Origin of the sequence: Ehrlichia minasensis (assembly GCF_004181775.1) — a bacterium.
Lineage (GTDB): Bacteria > Pseudomonadota > Alphaproteobacteria > Rickettsiales > Anaplasmataceae > Ehrlichia > Ehrlichia minasensis.
This window is the reverse complement of record NZ_QOHL01000011.1, coordinates 24,954-43,243: the sequence shown is the minus strand read 5'-3', so window position 1 is coordinate 43,243 and position 18,290 is coordinate 24,954. Positions and strand designations below refer to the sequence as shown.

Here is an 18,290-nt window from a genome sequence, read left to right as displayed (position 1 = left end):
AAAAAATCCACATTTTACAGCACAGAAAAAATTTCAACTATACTCTTTATATCCTCAATCACACTATATTCACCACTTCATGAGTATCGTAAATCATACTTCCTTACCATTCCACATAGTAAAACATCAATACAATACCACTGTAAATTTTTGTACTATAACAAAAAATCCACATTTTACAGCACAGAAAAAATTTCAACTATACTCTTTATATCCTCAATCACACTATATTCACCACTTCATGAGTATCGTAAATCATACTTCCTTACCATTCCACATAGTAAAACATCAATACAATACCACTGTAAATTTTTGTACTATAACAAAAATCCACATTTTACAGTACAGAAAAAATTTCAACTATACTCTTTATATTGCTAAATAGACCATATATCTCTTTCTGTAATTTTTTAGAACACTTACAAACAGAAACTTGCTGTAGAACTTTCAGCATTATATGTCAGATTTTGAATAACAATTTGTAAAATAGCATCTCATCCACTTATATCTTGTACAGACAAAAACTTTATCGCATATCATAATCTTAAACTTATTTGCTACTTATACTTATAACTCTTGAAAATCCATTTATAAAATCTTCAGTATCACCTGCACAATTTGAATAACAAAATTACGAATTTTTCATATAGATCTATTTACAGTATCCTCAAAAAAGGAGGAATCGTGACTTCTCATAACACATAACAAGCCAATAAATAACAGTGTATTCAACTACTTAATTAACTCCAATAATGCACTTCATAACCAGATGCTCTGATCCCACTAACGTATTCCGCAAAATTCCTAAACTTCTCTACATCCCATCCCATCATAGAAAATGCATAATAAGCCAACGGTATAATCTTACTCCCAGATCTCATCCGTTCAGCTAAAAACAGTACAGATACATGATAGTTAAGATCAAAAACACTACCATATGTATTAAATCTATACATATTGTATATTACGAATGTAATATTTTTAGGAGCACTCCTATAGACCCAATCAAAAGAATCAATCATAGTACCAAGCATAGCTGCATGAAATAATGCAACTATATCTCCCTGCTTCACTGCAATACCGTTATCAGCAAAAATGCGATATACTTTTGGCTGATAAGTAAAGTCTGATATAAAATCATATGGTGTTTTTAACTTTTGCACCCAATATTCAGGGTTACTAGGTCGCCGCTCTACAAACGTTTGACGCATCAACTCTCGCACAAGACCAGTGTATTTTTCAAGCATATCTGCAAACTTTGGAAGTTCTGATAACGCTGATAATTGTGCACAAATCTTTCCTTGTTTTATTGCATTCAGATGACCCATAACCTTCTCAGGCAAATTACCATTTTTTCCAACCTTATGATAGTACGTAATAAATTCAGAAAATAATTGATTACACGGATCTAAATATTCACTATCTAAGGACTTGTCTAACGTCAGTTTTACAAAATTAATAAAACTTTGCCTGGTTAACATTTTTTTAGGAAGAATAGTTAACATACAAGACCACAATGCAACTATATTAGTTCTATGCACATAGGACATTTCTTTAGCGTCATACTTTAATCTAAAAATAGTACTAGCAGGAAAGAATGTAGGACTATTATAAGTATTATAACTCTTGCCAAGTTCTTCTACCAATGCATTTAGTCCTTTATCATCAAAAGACTCATTTTTAACAAATGCATTAAATATAACTGCATCAATAGACAAAGCTATTTCCTCTTTATCACCATTAATTCCTACATCAGTAAAAATTTTAAGTACAGTTTTATCATTCAAAAGATTTATAATATCAAAACGTAATTTTTCTACAGTGAGTAGGTCCTTATCAATGCTTTGTCGCATTACACTATCAACAGAATATTTAGATAAATTTTTCAGATATAATATATTCTGTAACACTTTCATGTATTCCAATAAGGTAGTTCTGAATTCATCAAGTTGTAACAGCTTCTCACAAAAACGCTTTTCATTTATTTTTTTTGCAAAACTTTGCAATTTTAAAGGTAACTTACTTGTGTTATTACTTAACACTTTCAAAAAGTTAGTTAATTCATTATCAGTATCACACTGTAGCAGCTGTATATTTTTTACATCTATTTCCAACATCAAGTTTACAAAAGATTCAAATTCTTCATTACTCCATGATGTTCGAGAAGCAAGATATAACATACAAGACCATATTGCAATTATATTCGTCCTGTAATTACCATGATTTCCATATTGCATATTGTTAGCATTTTTCCATAATTCCAAGATAACACTCTCAGGAAACTTTGTAACAGTACTAGTTAATTTCATCTTATAGGTTCTTACATTACCTTTCCGAACTGTATCACCAGATTTAACAATGCTAAAAGATTTATCTTTAACAACAAATGAAACCAATTTTCTCACACTAGACTGGCTAGTTATCGTATTCAATGCCACTGTATTAAATATAACTGCATCAATAATCAAAGGTATTTGTTTTTGAGTATTCGTAATACCAACGTCAGTAAAAATTGCATATATAGCTGGATCATTTAAAAGATATTTAATCCTAGAACGTAACCCCATTATATCTGATAACTGCGCACTAATACTAGAAGTATCATTGAATATATCATCGAACATATCATTTGAATATAATACACCACTTGAATATAATATATCTTCCAATATATTTTTATATTCCAACAACACACGTCCTAACTCTGGGTATTGTAACATCTTCTTACAGAAATTTTTATCATTTGTTTTTTTTACAAAATCTTGCAACGTACTACTCAATGTGTAATTGCTAGTGCTGAACATATCAAACAAATCAACTAGGTCTTGATCACATCTTTGTAGTTTTACAGATTTAAGATCTATTCCCAACAACAATTTCACAAAAGATTTAAAATATTCAACACTCCATCTAATACTAAAAGCATAATATGAAGTATAAGACCACAATCCTATCATACTGGTTCTAAACACACCATCTTGCCCATATTTCATACTATTCCGCAGTAACTCTACAATTGTATCATAAGGGAATCCATCAGTGTACACTACACTTACATCACTTAATAATGAAAACACATTATCTATTTGAGCACTCCTAATATTCAGTTTAGACATTACATAATTAAACACTACCGCATCAATTAATAAAGTTATCTCTCGTATACTATTCGAAATACCAACATCACGAAAAATTCTATAGTTATTACCAACACTATCGTCCAACTGCTCAATTATATTACTTACCTTATTAGATCTCCTATTTATTATATTATTTTTATTCAGACTATTAAATAAGTTGTCACTCATATAACTCTCTAATTCAGATACATATTCACTGAGTAACGTCATACCAGAAAATCCTACACAAAAACCTGGATTACTTATTTTTTCAATAAACTCTTGTATTTCTACAGGTAATTTATCTTTATATAGACCTATAGCATCAAACAACTTGACATTAGCATCACCACATTGTTTCCATTTCATAAATTTGTCTAGGTCTATGCCTAACATCAATTCAACAAAAGGAGCAGCATAACTATCAAAAATTTGTTTATCAGCACCAAAAAAATTATACATCCAAGAAACAACGATATTGTTTTTCTTATGAACATTTTTATCTGTAGTTACACTTTTATGTATAAAATCAATAAATTCACCATACTTCTGTACAAATTGTTGATTCTGTAATTTTACACTAAACCACTTCTCTGGGTCCTCATCAACAACATTAAACATCATTGCGTCATCATCAGGTAATGTACTATACCCTACATCATGCTTTGAAAGATCATAGTCAAACTTATCATCAGCAACATAATAGTTCAACAAACCTTTTGGTAGTCTTGATGTATTAATACCATAATTAAAGTTAATAGCGTCAATGTATAAAAGTATAGTTTCAGGATCATCATAAATTCCCAACTCTTTCAATGCTAACTGAACCTTCTCATTACTTAACTCAGTTAATAACTTTCTACGAAAACCTGGTAAACCATGTTCTGATATATTTTCGCTACTAAATAAGGTATCAATTACAGAAAAATAATCATGCAAAGCAGTTATCAAACCTACCATGTTCCGCACTTTTCTACAAAAAGCAACGTCACTTATTTTACCCAAGAATTCTTTTACTTTATCTGGCATGCTATCTGTTGATTTATTAACCTTTTCTATAAATGTGGTCAAAACATTGCTACAACTATTTTCATCTATTAGTTTTATTTTTCCAACAGAACCTGACCATTTTTCACAAGTCAGTTTGACCATACCATTAGCACCCTCTTGAGCACAATTATAAATACTAGAACATCCTCCTGCACCAAAATATTTATTAGAATTTTTCTCTAAAGTATTACTATTACAGTTACATTCTTTACTATCCTTCTGTAATTTACCATAAGGTGCATCTGGACTTTGATATGGTATTAATATTTCACCTTGCCCTGAATCACGCAATCCAGTAGCAAATCTATAATGTATTAACTTATCAACTCCTTCAGAATTATCTTTTAAATAATTACCATCTGCACCACCACCATTAGCAACTAATTTTATTGTACAGTTTTCATCATCATCACATAATTTTACAATAGTATCCCCACCAGCATTGTTTAAATGGTTTGACCCTGTACCTCCAGTACCAATATCAATGATTAATTTCTTATCAACCACACTTTTATCAAATTTCAATATCCCCATAACATAGTTACCAGGTCTACCAGATTTACCAGATCTTGACATTCCAGATGCTCCTCCACCCCATGCTTCTATTTTAAGAAAATCACAAGTAGAATTTTTTTTATCTATACTCAATTTATAAGCATTTTGTAATACTTTTCTATCTATAGACCTTTTCCCATAACTATAAGATGGAAAATTACTAACACACATACCCTGTAAAATTGGATTTAAAGGTTTAATTTTATCCAACTCACTATCCTCTTCATGAAAGAAATTAGTAAAATCATCATCACTGTCATAAAGTGAGCTACAACCATCAAATCCACTAATCAAATTATTTGACGCAGCACCATCCTTACAAGATACTCCTCTCCCTTTCTTATAAAACCTAGTACTATCATATTTATACAATACATTACTCACACACGGACTGCCCTTAGGATCATAATGACCTGCAATATCAAAAAATACATCCTGTTTTACACTTCTAACTTTATCGAGTTTCTCTTGCTGCATATTTGCAATATTTATTGCAGACTCATAATCACACATTACATAGCTTTCAGATTTTTTTCCATCATCAGTTTTATCTGTAACAACCCCATAACCCAAAAACATCTTTTCATATCGATTCAACCATAAATCCCTATTATTTTTCTTAAGAGAATATTTCATACGTACAAAAGGCATATCAACAACACAAGTAACATTACCATTATTATCACTTGCATATCCTAGTTCCTTAACAGATCCGCCTGAACATTTGCCTACATCATGAACAACTTGACCATCCTCACATTCATACTGCTTAACCAACTTGTAATCATCTAAGCTAACTTTAGGCTTTATTACAGAAAAAAACATATTGCTATCCTTTGTGCCTGGGGATACATCAACATCACAACTAGGTAATCCTTGACAATCTTGATACTGAATATGTATACCACCAGAACCAGGAGTTATTTTAGGACGCACTAATCCTGGGGAAGGAAGACATACCTTTTTCTCTGGTACTCCATTATTAATATATTCCGCACATACTATATCATAACCAGCTTTGTAGATCTGAAATTTATAAGGAATCCCAGCATATGAAATGTCATAAGAAGTTTTATCACCTATCTTATAAGATTGAGCATACAGATCTTGCACATAAGGTTTTCCAGAACCAGAATAAATATGTATTCTAACACCAGGTCTAAAAAAAGTCTGCTTAGAAAACTTTAAAGGAGTAATAGAAACTATATTTGCTGAATCTAACATACTACAAAAAGGAGGAGGATCGACAGACTTTTTCACTTTTTTACAACGTACTTGTCCAAAAAGACAGCGTGTATTTGGGTTACAGTCATCTGTAAGACACACACACACCATCTTGTGAACACCATCTTTAGTTAAAAACGCTCTAGCTGAAAGACTTCTATACAATCCAGGAGTTTTACTCTTATAAATAGATTTACAACTACCTATAGGAATAGCATGCTCTTCAACTTTTCCCCAGTAAGCAGACAGTTGCATAAACATTATATCATGCTCACTTAATGTACGACTATCCCTATCAGGATTTATACCCAGTTGAGCAGCATAAATATTTTCTAGATCTTTATAATCTCCACGATAATACTCATAAAAAGACGGGCTTCTTATTTGATTATGTCCAGCAAACTTGATATATACACTATCATTTTCCAAGTAATTAAAAATTTTATTGTTATCAGAAAAATGAATACCAAACCAATATCCATAGAAGTGCTTCAAATAAGTAACTAAATCTACTTTATAGCCGAAACCCTTTATAAACTCTTTAGATGAAAAATCTTTTCCATTGTACAGCCCAAAATACATACCTAATTCTTCAGGGGTAACATATTCAGCTTTACCCAGAATCGGATAAAAGGAAAACAATAATATTGCTAAGTACAAGACTATATTTTTACACCACCATCTTCCCATAAACATACTTAGCTATTATTAACGCAAAACATTAAAAAAACCCATATCTCCTGAAGGATATTTCCTAGAATATAGAAACAAAAATATTTCATTTATCAGATATATCATAATTTATTTACATTGAAACAAGATTTTCCCATAAAACATAAATTGTATACTCAATTACATTTGGAAAAAATATAATTTCACATCACAATCCTCTTTGCATATATGTCACCATACTATAACAAATCTATTGATATAACATAACAAATAATGATTTATCAGTAATTACTAAATAAAAATTTAACGCTATTTTATGAAATTTCTTGATTAATAGACAATAAAACAGAACTATAGTATAATTATTGACATCTGTATACAAAATATACTAATTAAAACGTTGAGTTGAACAGTACAATAATATGTGTACTACCATTATAGTTATAATATAATCATCAGTGATTAACAGTATTATACTTCGACAATTTTATAGTTGTTAGATTTTCAAATCCGTAGTTCTTTACAAACATCAGTTTAAAAGACAACAAATTCTACATAACTAAGGCATTCAAATCTTTTAGATATAAAACAGTGTTTTAGATCACATTAAACTACTATATGTAATATCACTGTTAATATTTGTACTCCTATATTTCTCATATAATAAAATTTTAACTACTTTCACCAACATTACCTGTACAACACAAAGATATACAAGACATATCTATCACATGCTTTACATGCAGCATTACACAATAAAATGAATACAATCACATATCCTAGTTCATTTTAAATATTTAGAACTGCTTATATAATATACAACAAAAAAATATCAACTTTTATTTAAATCTTATAATAAGCAACGTAAAGCACTAAGCACTACACTTCTTATAGAACGTAGGTAACCATTCTTTGACATCATCTCCATGGCTACTAATAGATTCATACATATATCGAATTGTATTTTTATTAGCAACAAGAATATTAGTTTCTGGTATATTTGGTAAGTTAAAAGACAATACCACTGAAGCACTATCTTGCTTTATAAAAAAATATCCTTCTTGAGATGGCATTTGAAACATAGTATTACATTCTGACTTTGATAAGTTAAATGCTTTCATGTACATTTTATTAGTTGATACTGAATTTGGCATGAAAATTTGCGTTTCAACATATTGATTAAATCTATAAATAATATTACTAGAAACAATAGCAGGAATATTTTCACCAGCAAATACAACGACAACATTTAGTTGATTCATTGTATTAATCCACTCATCAAATTCCTTATCATTTATAAAAATGTAATCTAAAATCCATGCTTCATCTATTACTAAAATAGTAGGAGATCCATCAAGATAATTAATTAACATATTCAAAAAATAATAAACAACTACAGAAGCACACTGAGGTTTAGAAAATACAATCCCAACATTTAAGCCTAACACTTTTGCTTTCCAATCAATGTTAGAATCCTCTTTCAACAAATGTGCAAACTCTCCATTATTTAACCATTGATTAACATTCTTACCCAATCCACTTATATGATCAGCAATGTTGCTTATAGTCCTAGATTCAATTGGTAAAGTAAAAATATGATCTACTATTTTACTTATTGAATCCTTTACTTCTTCACTGACATTCTTAACATTTAACATTCTTTGTAAAACACCAGCAACTATTTTACGATTAAGGTCACTATCTTCAAGTTGAAAGAAATTAAATGACATTTCCTGATAGTCACGTCTATGATCTGCTCTATAATATTTACCACCTATGGCTTTAACAAAAATAATAGACTTACCAGTGTAATCCAATGAAATAATTCTCGTATTTAATTTTCTAGATTCTGATAATAAAAAGTTCAATAGCATAGTAACTGAAGATTGTGGGCTACCAACCATCAAAGTATTTCCTTTATCCATAACATGAAAACTAAAGAAATAAGGTCTACCCTTATTAGAAAAGAACATAGTAACTGCCTGTCCCCACTTATTACCTTGAAGTGCACCTGAAGGAAAATAGTGTAACAAAGAAAATGCACAAGCATATTTCACTAAAGTACACTTAAAATTTAAAACATAAGCAAAATTTCCAGGCAGGTGTGACCAAAAATCATCTTCTATAGTCAAATCACACCTTACACAAACAATACCAAGTGAAGCCAACGAGCTAATAGTTTTATCTATATTACCACGAAGCTGTGACAAAGTATTTGACATTATCACAAAATTTATTTTCCTTTCACAGAAATTCAAATAAGAATTTGCATCAACCGATACAAAATCATCTATATTAGATAATTTTCTTAATTGCACATCATTACTAAACTCTAAAAATGTAGCTTGTTTCTGAAAAAGTTTTAATGCATTTTTACTTTTTACAAACTTGATAATTTCAACTATTATAAACTCATAATCTTGCTGAAGGCATTCATCTACTGCATCTAATGGTGACTCTTGATAGTCTTTAATTGCTAAGATTGCACCAAACTTTTGAACATTATCACATGACACTTTAAATGTATTAAATCCTATATTGATGTCATGGTTACTACATATGCTAGAAATATCTGCAACATCAAGGAAACATTCCTTATGATGCATCACAGTTAAATAATATAAGAACTCTATTAATTCTGATCTCACCTTTTCTTCATCAACCACCACCAATCCTAGTTTTTTTGCCTCAAACTTTTTTAAATTCTCTAAGATACTTGCAGTAATTTTATTTAATCTAACTACTTTATTTTTCAAAAAATCTTTATGTTTGTTCTTTATATAAGAAAATGACAACGCACCAAGCACACCTTTCATACTTTCAGGCAAATGATTAGTAACAACTGCTATATACAACTCATTAATATACGTCACACGTTTACTTATATTATCAACATGAGCACTACCTAAAACATCAGAAACATCATTTGTTTTACATTGTAATAAATTAAAACTATGTTGCTTCCTTACCGTATATATCCAAAAAGAAACTTCAGGAACTTTAATACTATTAACTATACTATTACGTACCGCTGCTCTTAAATCTTTCTCGTTAACATGATGTGTCAATACATAATCTTCTACTTTTATTATTTGTACAAGCTCTCCATTCTTATTCAATATTGTATTCTCATCATAATGACAAGCTGAAGGAACAAAATCTCCTTTATTACAGATACCATCTCGTCCCTTCGCAGAAAAATTATGCATATCAGAAGAACGTCCAATCATTTCTTTAATAAAAGACATATAGGAAACCCTTTTCAACCCTATAAATATTTAACAAACATCCATCAGTAAAACTAACTCTATAAAGACAATATCTGCTAATCATTATCTAAATATAAAATTAAATTTTCCTTTATGCTAAAATTAAATTGATCACTAATGGACAACTCATATGAAATTTATAGTATAAAAACCAATAATCCCACACTTATTTTCTACACAACACTAACCATGAACATTAGTAGCAGTTCATATTACACTAAAAGCATAGTAAATAATAGTATAAATACAGAATAAACTCACAAACTCAATATTAAATTAAGAAGCACTCATTACACTAAAATGAACATCAAAAACACAAAATCAACAATACATACTACAACAAACACTACATTTCTATAACAACTAAAGCTATAGTATATCTCACAAATACATCTTTATTCTATTGATAAAGCAAAATTCTCCCAATACAGCTTTATTGCTATCTTAGCAACCAAGCTCCTTGTACATCCCAGAAGAGAACTTACTTCACAATAACAAAAAATGACCACAACTCACACTTATACATGCTGCTAAGGTAACTTTTAAAATATTGTTCAACACTTGAATCAATTACCACACCCGTTAGAACTTGTAACACTAACTTTTGCATAAATACAATTTATCAACTCAATACACTAAATTATCATCATTGTGTCTACTAATCAATACTATCAGAACCACTAGCAGCTGCACTATACAATTTATATTTTTGAAATAGTTACAGAACTTATGCTCTTAATAAGTTTACCAATGATAATACATACTAAAGTTTATTTACTTACCTGCTGCAGACGGAGTTGAAGTACAATCTGACCCACTAGTTAAATTGTTATTAACTCCATTTACAAACTTACTCACCAACTTACCAGCACCAAAAAATATTGCTGTAAACACAACCAACATTACTATTGCTGGACAAGGTAATTTTCCAAATATTGCCATAATACTTGAACCAAGTATTACACCAGTCATAATTGCTAAACCTAATCTTTGCACAAACAATATAACATTACATATAACCTTACTTACTTCATCTTGTTCAGTACTTTTCGCATTAGCACTTGCAAAAGCTAATGGCATAGCACTAATAAACCCAACAATAAGTAAACATAATAATCATTTTCAACACAAGATTTACCTCCTATAACAAGATTTTATAAGGCTAATATATACACACTTTATTTATACCTATTATCTAGCTACCTGTTTGCTTGTGCTGCTGAATTTGCAGAGCAATCTGATCCGGTAGATTAGACTATTTTAACTCCAACCACAAACTTACTCACCAACTTACCAGCACCAAAAAATATTGCTGTAAACACAACCAACATTACTATTGCCTGCCTAGTTAATCTTACAATATTGCTCAATACTTGAATCAATTACTGTCACACGTCAGAATTTGTAACACTAACTCTTGTATAAATACAACTTATCTATTTAATACACTGAATTAGCATTATTCTGTCTACCATCATACACACCACCAGCAGTTACATATAATTAAACAATACTCCAACTTATATATTCTACAATCCTCAAATATAAATCTATATTAAGGGGCTAATACGTTTTATTTTTACTTTGTTGCTGGAGTTGAAGTACAATCTGATCCACTAGTTAAATTGTTATTAACTCCATTTACAAACTTATTCACCAACTTACCAGCACCGAAAAATATTGCTGTAAATACAACCAACATTACTATTGCTGGCCAAGGTAATTTTCCAAATATTGCCATAATACTTGAACCAAGTATTACACCAGTCATAATTGGTAAACCTAATTTTTGTACAAACAATATAACATTACATATAACTTTACTTACTTCATCTTGTTCATTAGTACTTTTCGCAGCATTAGCACTTGCAAAAGCTAATGGCGCAGCACTGATAAATCCAACAATGGTAAAAAATAATATTATTATTCTCAACATAAGATTCATCTCCTTTAACAAATTTATGATTTACAAGGTTAGCCACATTCTACAGCTACTTACCTCCCGAAGGTGTTGAAGTCCCAGAGCAATCTGATCCACCAGTGAGATTATTATTCACACCATCAACAAATTTTTTCACTAATTTACCAGCACCAAAAAATATTGCTGTAAATACAACTAACATTACTATTGCTGGCCAAGGTAATCTTCCAAATATTGCCATAATGCTTGACCCAAGTATTACACCTGTCATAATTGGTAGCCCTAACTTTTGCACAAATACTATAACATTACATATAACCTTACTTACTTCATCTTGAGCATCAGCATTACTACCTTGCGTAGTAGCACTTGCAAAAGTTAATGGTGCAACACCAATAAACCCCACAATTACTAGAAAAACAAAAACAGCTCTTAACATATAACTTATACCTAATTAATCCTAAACCACTCAATAACATTACATACACACTTCTAGCAGCAGTTGGATATTTAACACTTGGTTCAGATTTTATTAGTAAACCTTATTTCACTAACACATCACTGAAAATGTAATTGACATTGTTCCAATGAGCAATTAAAACTTTTAATAGTACAACATTCATTACCAACACTATAGCTTACATATAACTATCACTATTGATTTTAACACAACACTTCCACTGATAAGACTTATAGCACTTATATAAAAGCAATTTATTTGCAGCAAATGATATATATCTATTATTTAACAATAACAAACCAAACACTACAACTTACAACAGACATGCAGAAGATATCAGTGTTAACTGTTACATCAAAACATAAATACAAAGAACTTATTGTATACTAATTCTTCCAATGCTTATCTGTAAACTTAAAAACTTACTTATAATTTTTGACAGATAAAACAATCATAGTGATATAAAAAGTTTACTATTTCATCATAACCCCATTAACAAATATTCATGCCACTAATATAATAACAATATTGATATATTAAGAATCAACAATATCTCTCAACCAACTATTGTATAACAGCCCTAAGTAGAACATAAAATAATTAATATAATGTAAATTGATGATGTTTTTGAACACTACCAACGGTAGTGCAACTATTTATAAATATAAAGAAACAAACCTACAAAAAACAAAGTGATAAAAAATAAGAATATAATTAAAATCAGCATTTCTAGTACTCATAAGTAACTCCATAATATATGATAGTCTTATCCAATAAAACACTTGAAAACTATTATAGTGTACTAAAAATCAATTCTGACAAAGAACTTGCCAAAATACTAGTTTAAAACTAGCAATACAATTTAGTGTACTATTCAATTTTTCTTAATCACAATGAAAAATGATCCTTAAAACTTATTTGCTTTTAATATAAGTTTAAGTATTGGCTATGCGTTTTTAAAATAAGATACATATTATATCTTTTTTATTTTGAACTTTAATGCTGTGTCCCAACAACGCTAGTGGAAACCACAACTTAAGCATTTTTTTACAAATTTAATGATTGCTACATTTTGAATGTAACAAAAAAGAATAATAAATTATTAACAAATTAAAATAACTACTATTAAATTAAATGTAAATATTATGTCTTAAAAAGCAGTGTATTAATAAATCTATATTTAAAATTAACCCTTACAACATTTAATTTATTTTAAAATAATAATATAACTACTTTAGTAGTTATAGAAATATTAGAAGTCAGTTATAACTAAATATATGTTAAAAATTAACATTATTCATAGTATAACTGACTTGCTAATTTAATGACATGTATTCATCTAATCAACTCAATTTGTGAAGAATTTTCAGAAATAGAGTTTTATATATCAGAAAAATAGTTAACATAATTAACATAGCTATTCTTAAAGAATAAATAATATTGTAATTTTACAATTACTAATTAAGAACTTGTTCCTGCTACTTTACCGCAATCAAATTGTCCTCCATCTTTAACACTATCTATTCCACCAGCAAATTTAGATATCAACTTACCTGCACCAAAGAATATTGCAGTAAATACAACTAACATTACAATAGCTGGCCATGGTAACCTACCAAATATTGCCATAATACTTGAACCAAGTATTACCCCAGTCATTATAGGAAGACCTAATTTTTGTACAAACACAACAACATTACATATTACTTTAGTAACTGTATCATCATCAGTAGTACTTTGTTTAGAAGCACTACTAAAAGCATTATTAGTAGGCAATATAAAAAACGTTATGAATATAAAAAACAATAAGTATTTACTTATACTATACACCATTATTAATCCCTCACAAATTTATTAAACAACAATACTAACAAAACACTCTATAATGTTTATTAAAGAAATAAAAGACTTTTCCTAAAAATTAGTTTATATAGCAAACCATTCTATGTTTTTTCCATAATTTTAGAAAAAACCATTCGGATTTATACTAACAAAACACTCATGTACAAAACTACTGCTTAACTAATTGTACCAAAAAACTTTACTACTGAATATGTTATGCAGAGTCCTTCGGTTTTTCTATACATATAAATCGTTTAAAAAGTCAACTATTATTAATAGTTTAGCATTTTAGATGTTTGTATCAAATATTTAATGTAGACAAAAAATTAATATATTTTAATTTTACAAATACATTTCTTATCCGTAATATTTAGCATCTATATGTACTTATAATCATTATTCATTTGATTAATAAATAAATTTAATTATATAATACTTTTATTTCAGTTTTTCAACAAAAATACTAATATAAATACATATGAGCAAGTTATACTTTACATAACAACTCCATATTAAAAATTTAATAGATCTATACATGCTATTAATAATTATCTTAAAAAATCTTAAATTATTAATATTAATTTTTTCTATATCCAATCATTAAAAAAATAAATTTTGACACACATAAGTATTTTTAATAGATTTTTAACACATTGCTATGCACAATGAGGCTATTTTTAATTTTTGCAGCACTTATACTGTAGTAACTTAGATATTTTTAATGTTAACAATAGTTATATTTTGTTGTATATAAATACAGTATGGAGTGTTTTAATAATGAACAAAACATTTAGTGAAATAGGTTGGCATGCATATGTTTGATGATCATGATCCTTGGAGCAGTAACAATAGAGAAGACAACCAAGGGAAAGGATATAAAAATTCCAATGACATTAATAAGATTATTAATCGTTTTAACAATACACTAAACTCTTTTCTACACAATAAGAAAAGAAATAATAGCCACGGAAAAATTCAATTCATAATAGCATTTTTAGTCATTATGTCCCTATACATGGCTTCTGGGTTTTATATGGTTGAACCTGAAGAAGAAGCTGTAGAATTACTATTTGGTAAATATCACGATACCGTAGGTCCTGGGTTACGTTACCATTTTCCATCACCAATAGGACAAATCATTAAACTCAAAGTTAAAACAATCAATAGAGAAGAAATAGGTTCAAAGTTTTATACAGATAGTACTTCAGATCATGGAGAAGGTGTAATGTTAACTGGAGATGAAAACATAGTTAACATAAACTTTGATGTACATTGGCGCATCAATAATGCATACAACTACTTATTTAAAGTCAGGGATAATCAAGTAGGAGATACAGTAAAAAATGCAGCTGAAAGTGCAATGCGTGAAGTCATTGGAAAAAGTTCTATATCTTTTGCAATTGAAGGTAAAGGAAGAGCTGTAATATCACAAGAAACAAAAACATTATTACAAAATATTCTAGATCATTACGAGATGGGAGTTGAAGTTTTATCAATTCAACTTAAAAAAGTTGATCCTCCAGAAAAAGTTATTAGTTCTTTTAGAGATGTACAAAGTGCAAGAGCGGATAAAGAAAAATTGATTAATGAAGCATATGCATACCGCAATCAAGTATTACCACGAGCTAAAGGTGAAGCTATAAAAATTAAACTAGATGCAGAAGCATATGAAAGTGAAGTAGTTAACGCAGCTGAAGGTAATGCAAAAAGATTTACTGCACTATATAATGAATATGCACAACAGCCAGATGCAGTAAGAAATAGATTATATCTAGAAACGATGGAAGAAATACTGAATAAAAATGACAAAGTGGTAGTAAGTGATGACCTCAAAGGCATGCTTTCTTATTTTCCACTAGCAGATCCTAAAAATAGTAGGTAAATTTATGAGTAGTAAACCATTTAAGTTGATATTAGGATTCTTAACTGTTGTAATAGTAGTCATATCACTAAATTCTATATTCATTGTAGATGAAGCCCATCAATCAATAGTCCTACAGTTTGGACGTGTAGTTAAACAAATACATGATAGTGGACTATATTTCAAATTACCTTTCATACAAAAAGTTGTCTACGTTGATAAAAGAATAATTGACATTAGCTCTGACTCAAGAGAAGTCATTGCTGCAGATCAAAAAAGGTTTATTGTTGACTCTTATGCAAAATATAGAATTGTAGATCCTGTCAAATTCTACCAAACAGTTAGAACTGAAACAGGATTAAAAAACAGACTGAGTTCTATTATTGAATCAAATATCCGTGAAAAAATAGGTAACGTATCACTTATTAACTTCTTAAATGAAGCAAGATCAGAAGTTATGATAATAATACAAGAAGGAGTTAGCAAAGAATCTGAAAAATTCGGCATAGAAATGATAGATGTCAGAATTAAACGTGCAGATCTCCCAGAAGAAAACAGCACAGCTATATTCAGGCGTATGCAAACAGATAGGGAAAAAGAAGCAAAAGAAATTAGAGCAGAAGGAGAAGAAGCTTCTCAACGTATTAAATCAGATGCAGACCTTCAAACTCGTATTATCATTGCAGATGCAATTAAAGAAGCACAAATCATTAGAGGGAATGGAGAAGCCAAAGCTTCAAAAATTTACAATGATGCGTTAAAAGTTGACCCAAATTTTTTTACTTTCTACAGAACAATGCAAGCATATAGACATGCTTTTAATGGAAAAAATACAAGGATAATTTTATCACCTAACAATGATTTTATTAATTTATTTAATAAAGAAAGAGGTAATTAATCAATGAGAATATTTTTATTATTACTGACACTAATATTAGCAAACATTCCTATAAGTAATTTAATAGCTCAGGACGCAGAACAATATGATCCTAGGTCGGGCTTTTCAAAACTAATCAAAGAATCTACACCAGCAGTTGTTAATGTTAGTATAGTACATGATGTAACAAATGAACAATTCCCACTAATAACTATTGAAGAATTATTACGTAGTATATTAGAAGGTAAACAAATAAAAAAAGATGTACCACAAGAAATATTAAGTGCAGGTTCAGGGTTTGTAGTAGATGAATCTGGAATCATTGTTACTAACTACCATGTTGTACATAACGCAAAAGAAGTATATATTACATTCAGTAACAACAAATCAATTCCCGCTAAAATTTTAGGAGTAGATCCACAAACAGACTTAGCAGTATTAAAAGTTGAAGTTAATGAAAAACTTCCTTATTTAGATTTTGGAGATTCTGATACAGCAATGGTTGGAGACTGGGTAGTTGCTATAGGTAATCCATTTGGCCTTGGTGGTTCCGCAAGTATCGGTATCATTTCTGCACGCGCAAGAGATCTTAATATTGGAACAGCAACAGAGTTCTTACAAACTGATGCAGCTATTAATAAAGGTAATTCCGGAGGGCCACTATTTAACGTAGACGGTAAAGTTATTGGTATTAATACAGCAATACTATCAACACAAAAAGGAGGAGGTAATATAGGAGTTGGATTTGCTATACCATCAAACAGCGCTGTTCCTATTATCAAGGTATTATCTCAAGGTAAAAAAGTAGAACACGGTTGGCTCGGAGTAGTTATGCAACCAATAACTGAAGAGTTAGTAGAACCATTTAAATTAAAAGAAGTAAGTGGAGCTTTAATTACAAATATAGTTAAAGGTAGCCCAGCAGATAAAGCAAAATTACTTCCAGGTGATATCATTCTTGAATTTAATGGTACTAAAATTAATTCAATATCACAATTACACCAATTAGTGTTAAGATCAGAAGCAAATAATGAGGTAACATTAGTTGTATCACGCAATGGTAATATTATAAATGTATCAGTAAAAATAGGAAAATTTGAAAATCCTGATCCTTCAGAAAACGAATTTCCTAAGGACTCAGTTCAATCACATGAACTAGGGTTAACAGTAGGTAATATAAAACATAACCAAATCATGTCTAATGATACTGCAGAAGAAGAAGTGAAAGGAGTAGTGATATTAAATGTAGATTATACAAGTAACGCTTCAACCAAAAATATAAGAAAAGGTGATATTATATTACAAATTAATCAATCACCAATTAACAATCTTGAAGATTTTAAAAACGTTATGAAAAAAGTACGTAAAAATAAATCTGCAGCATTACTGATAAGCAGAGATAATATATCAATGTTTGTTACAGTCAAGCTAAAACAGTAA

The 18,290-nt window shown here is 29.5% G+C and carries 9 protein-coding genes; 3 read left to right on the top strand and 6 right to left on the bottom strand.

All coding sequences use genetic code 11. The features are described 5' to 3' along the window. Nucleotides 1-740 precede the first annotated feature (740 nt). From etpE to DRF75_RS02905, 6 genes are all read right to left on the bottom strand, one after another. Entirely contained in the window at nucleotides 741-6,638 is a 5,898-nt protein-coding gene (gene etpE / locus DRF75_RS02930; protein WP_205745106.1) for an entry-triggering protein EtpE, read from the bottom strand. 854 nt (nucleotides 6,639-7,492) lie between these two features. Then, nucleotides 7,493-9,868, bottom strand: a complete 2,376-nt coding sequence (locus DRF75_RS02925; RefSeq protein WP_045170723.1) for a VirB4 family type IV secretion/conjugal transfer ATPase — start codon at nucleotides 9,866-9,868, stop codon at nucleotides 7,493-7,495. A 795-nt stretch (nucleotides 9,869-10,663) separates the two neighbouring features. Next, the gene (locus DRF75_RS02920; protein ID WP_045170726.1) at nucleotides 10,664-10,969 is read right to left on the bottom strand and encodes a TrbC/VirB2 family protein; all 306 of its coding nucleotides are present in this window, start codon (nucleotides 10,967-10,969) and stop codon (nucleotides 10,664-10,666) included. A gap of 499 nt (nucleotides 10,970-11,468) precedes the next feature. Then, entirely contained in the window at nucleotides 11,469-11,825 is a 357-nt protein-coding gene (locus DRF75_RS02915) for a TrbC/VirB2 family protein (RefSeq protein ID WP_129992634.1), read from the bottom strand. Nucleotides 11,826-11,880: 55 nt separating this feature from the next. Next, nucleotides 11,881-12,249: a TrbC/VirB2 family protein gene (locus DRF75_RS02910; RefSeq protein ID WP_129992633.1), complete on the bottom strand. Its 369-nt coding sequence runs from the start codon at nucleotides 12,247-12,249 to the stop codon at nucleotides 11,881-11,883. Between the two features lie 1,482 nt (nucleotides 12,250-13,731). Next, on the bottom strand, nucleotides 13,732-14,103 hold the full coding sequence (locus tag DRF75_RS02905; RefSeq protein WP_129992632.1) for a TrbC/VirB2 family protein: 372 nt from the start codon (nucleotides 14,101-14,103) through the stop codon (nucleotides 13,732-13,734). Nucleotides 14,104-14,926: 823 nt separating this feature from the next. Here DRF75_RS02905 and hflK point away from each other — a divergent pair. From hflK to DRF75_RS02890, 3 genes are read left to right on the top strand one after another with little or no spacing between them, the layout of a single operon-like run. After that, a complete protein-coding gene (gene hflK / locus DRF75_RS02900) occupies nucleotides 14,927-15,994 on the top strand; it encodes an FtsH protease activity modulator HflK (RefSeq protein WP_045170731.1) in 1,068 nt (355 codons plus the stop codon). A 4-nt stretch (nucleotides 15,995-15,998) separates the two neighbouring features. Continuing rightward, on the top strand, nucleotides 15,999-16,871 hold the full coding sequence (gene hflC, locus DRF75_RS02895; RefSeq protein WP_129992631.1) for a protease modulator HflC: 873 nt from the start codon (nucleotides 15,999-16,001) through the stop codon (nucleotides 16,869-16,871). Nucleotides 16,872-16,874: 3 nt separating this feature from the next. After that, nucleotides 16,875-18,290 (top strand): Do family serine endopeptidase, encoded by a 1,416-nt coding sequence (locus DRF75_RS02890; protein WP_045170733.1) that lies wholly within the window; start codon nucleotides 16,875-16,877, stop codon nucleotides 18,288-18,290.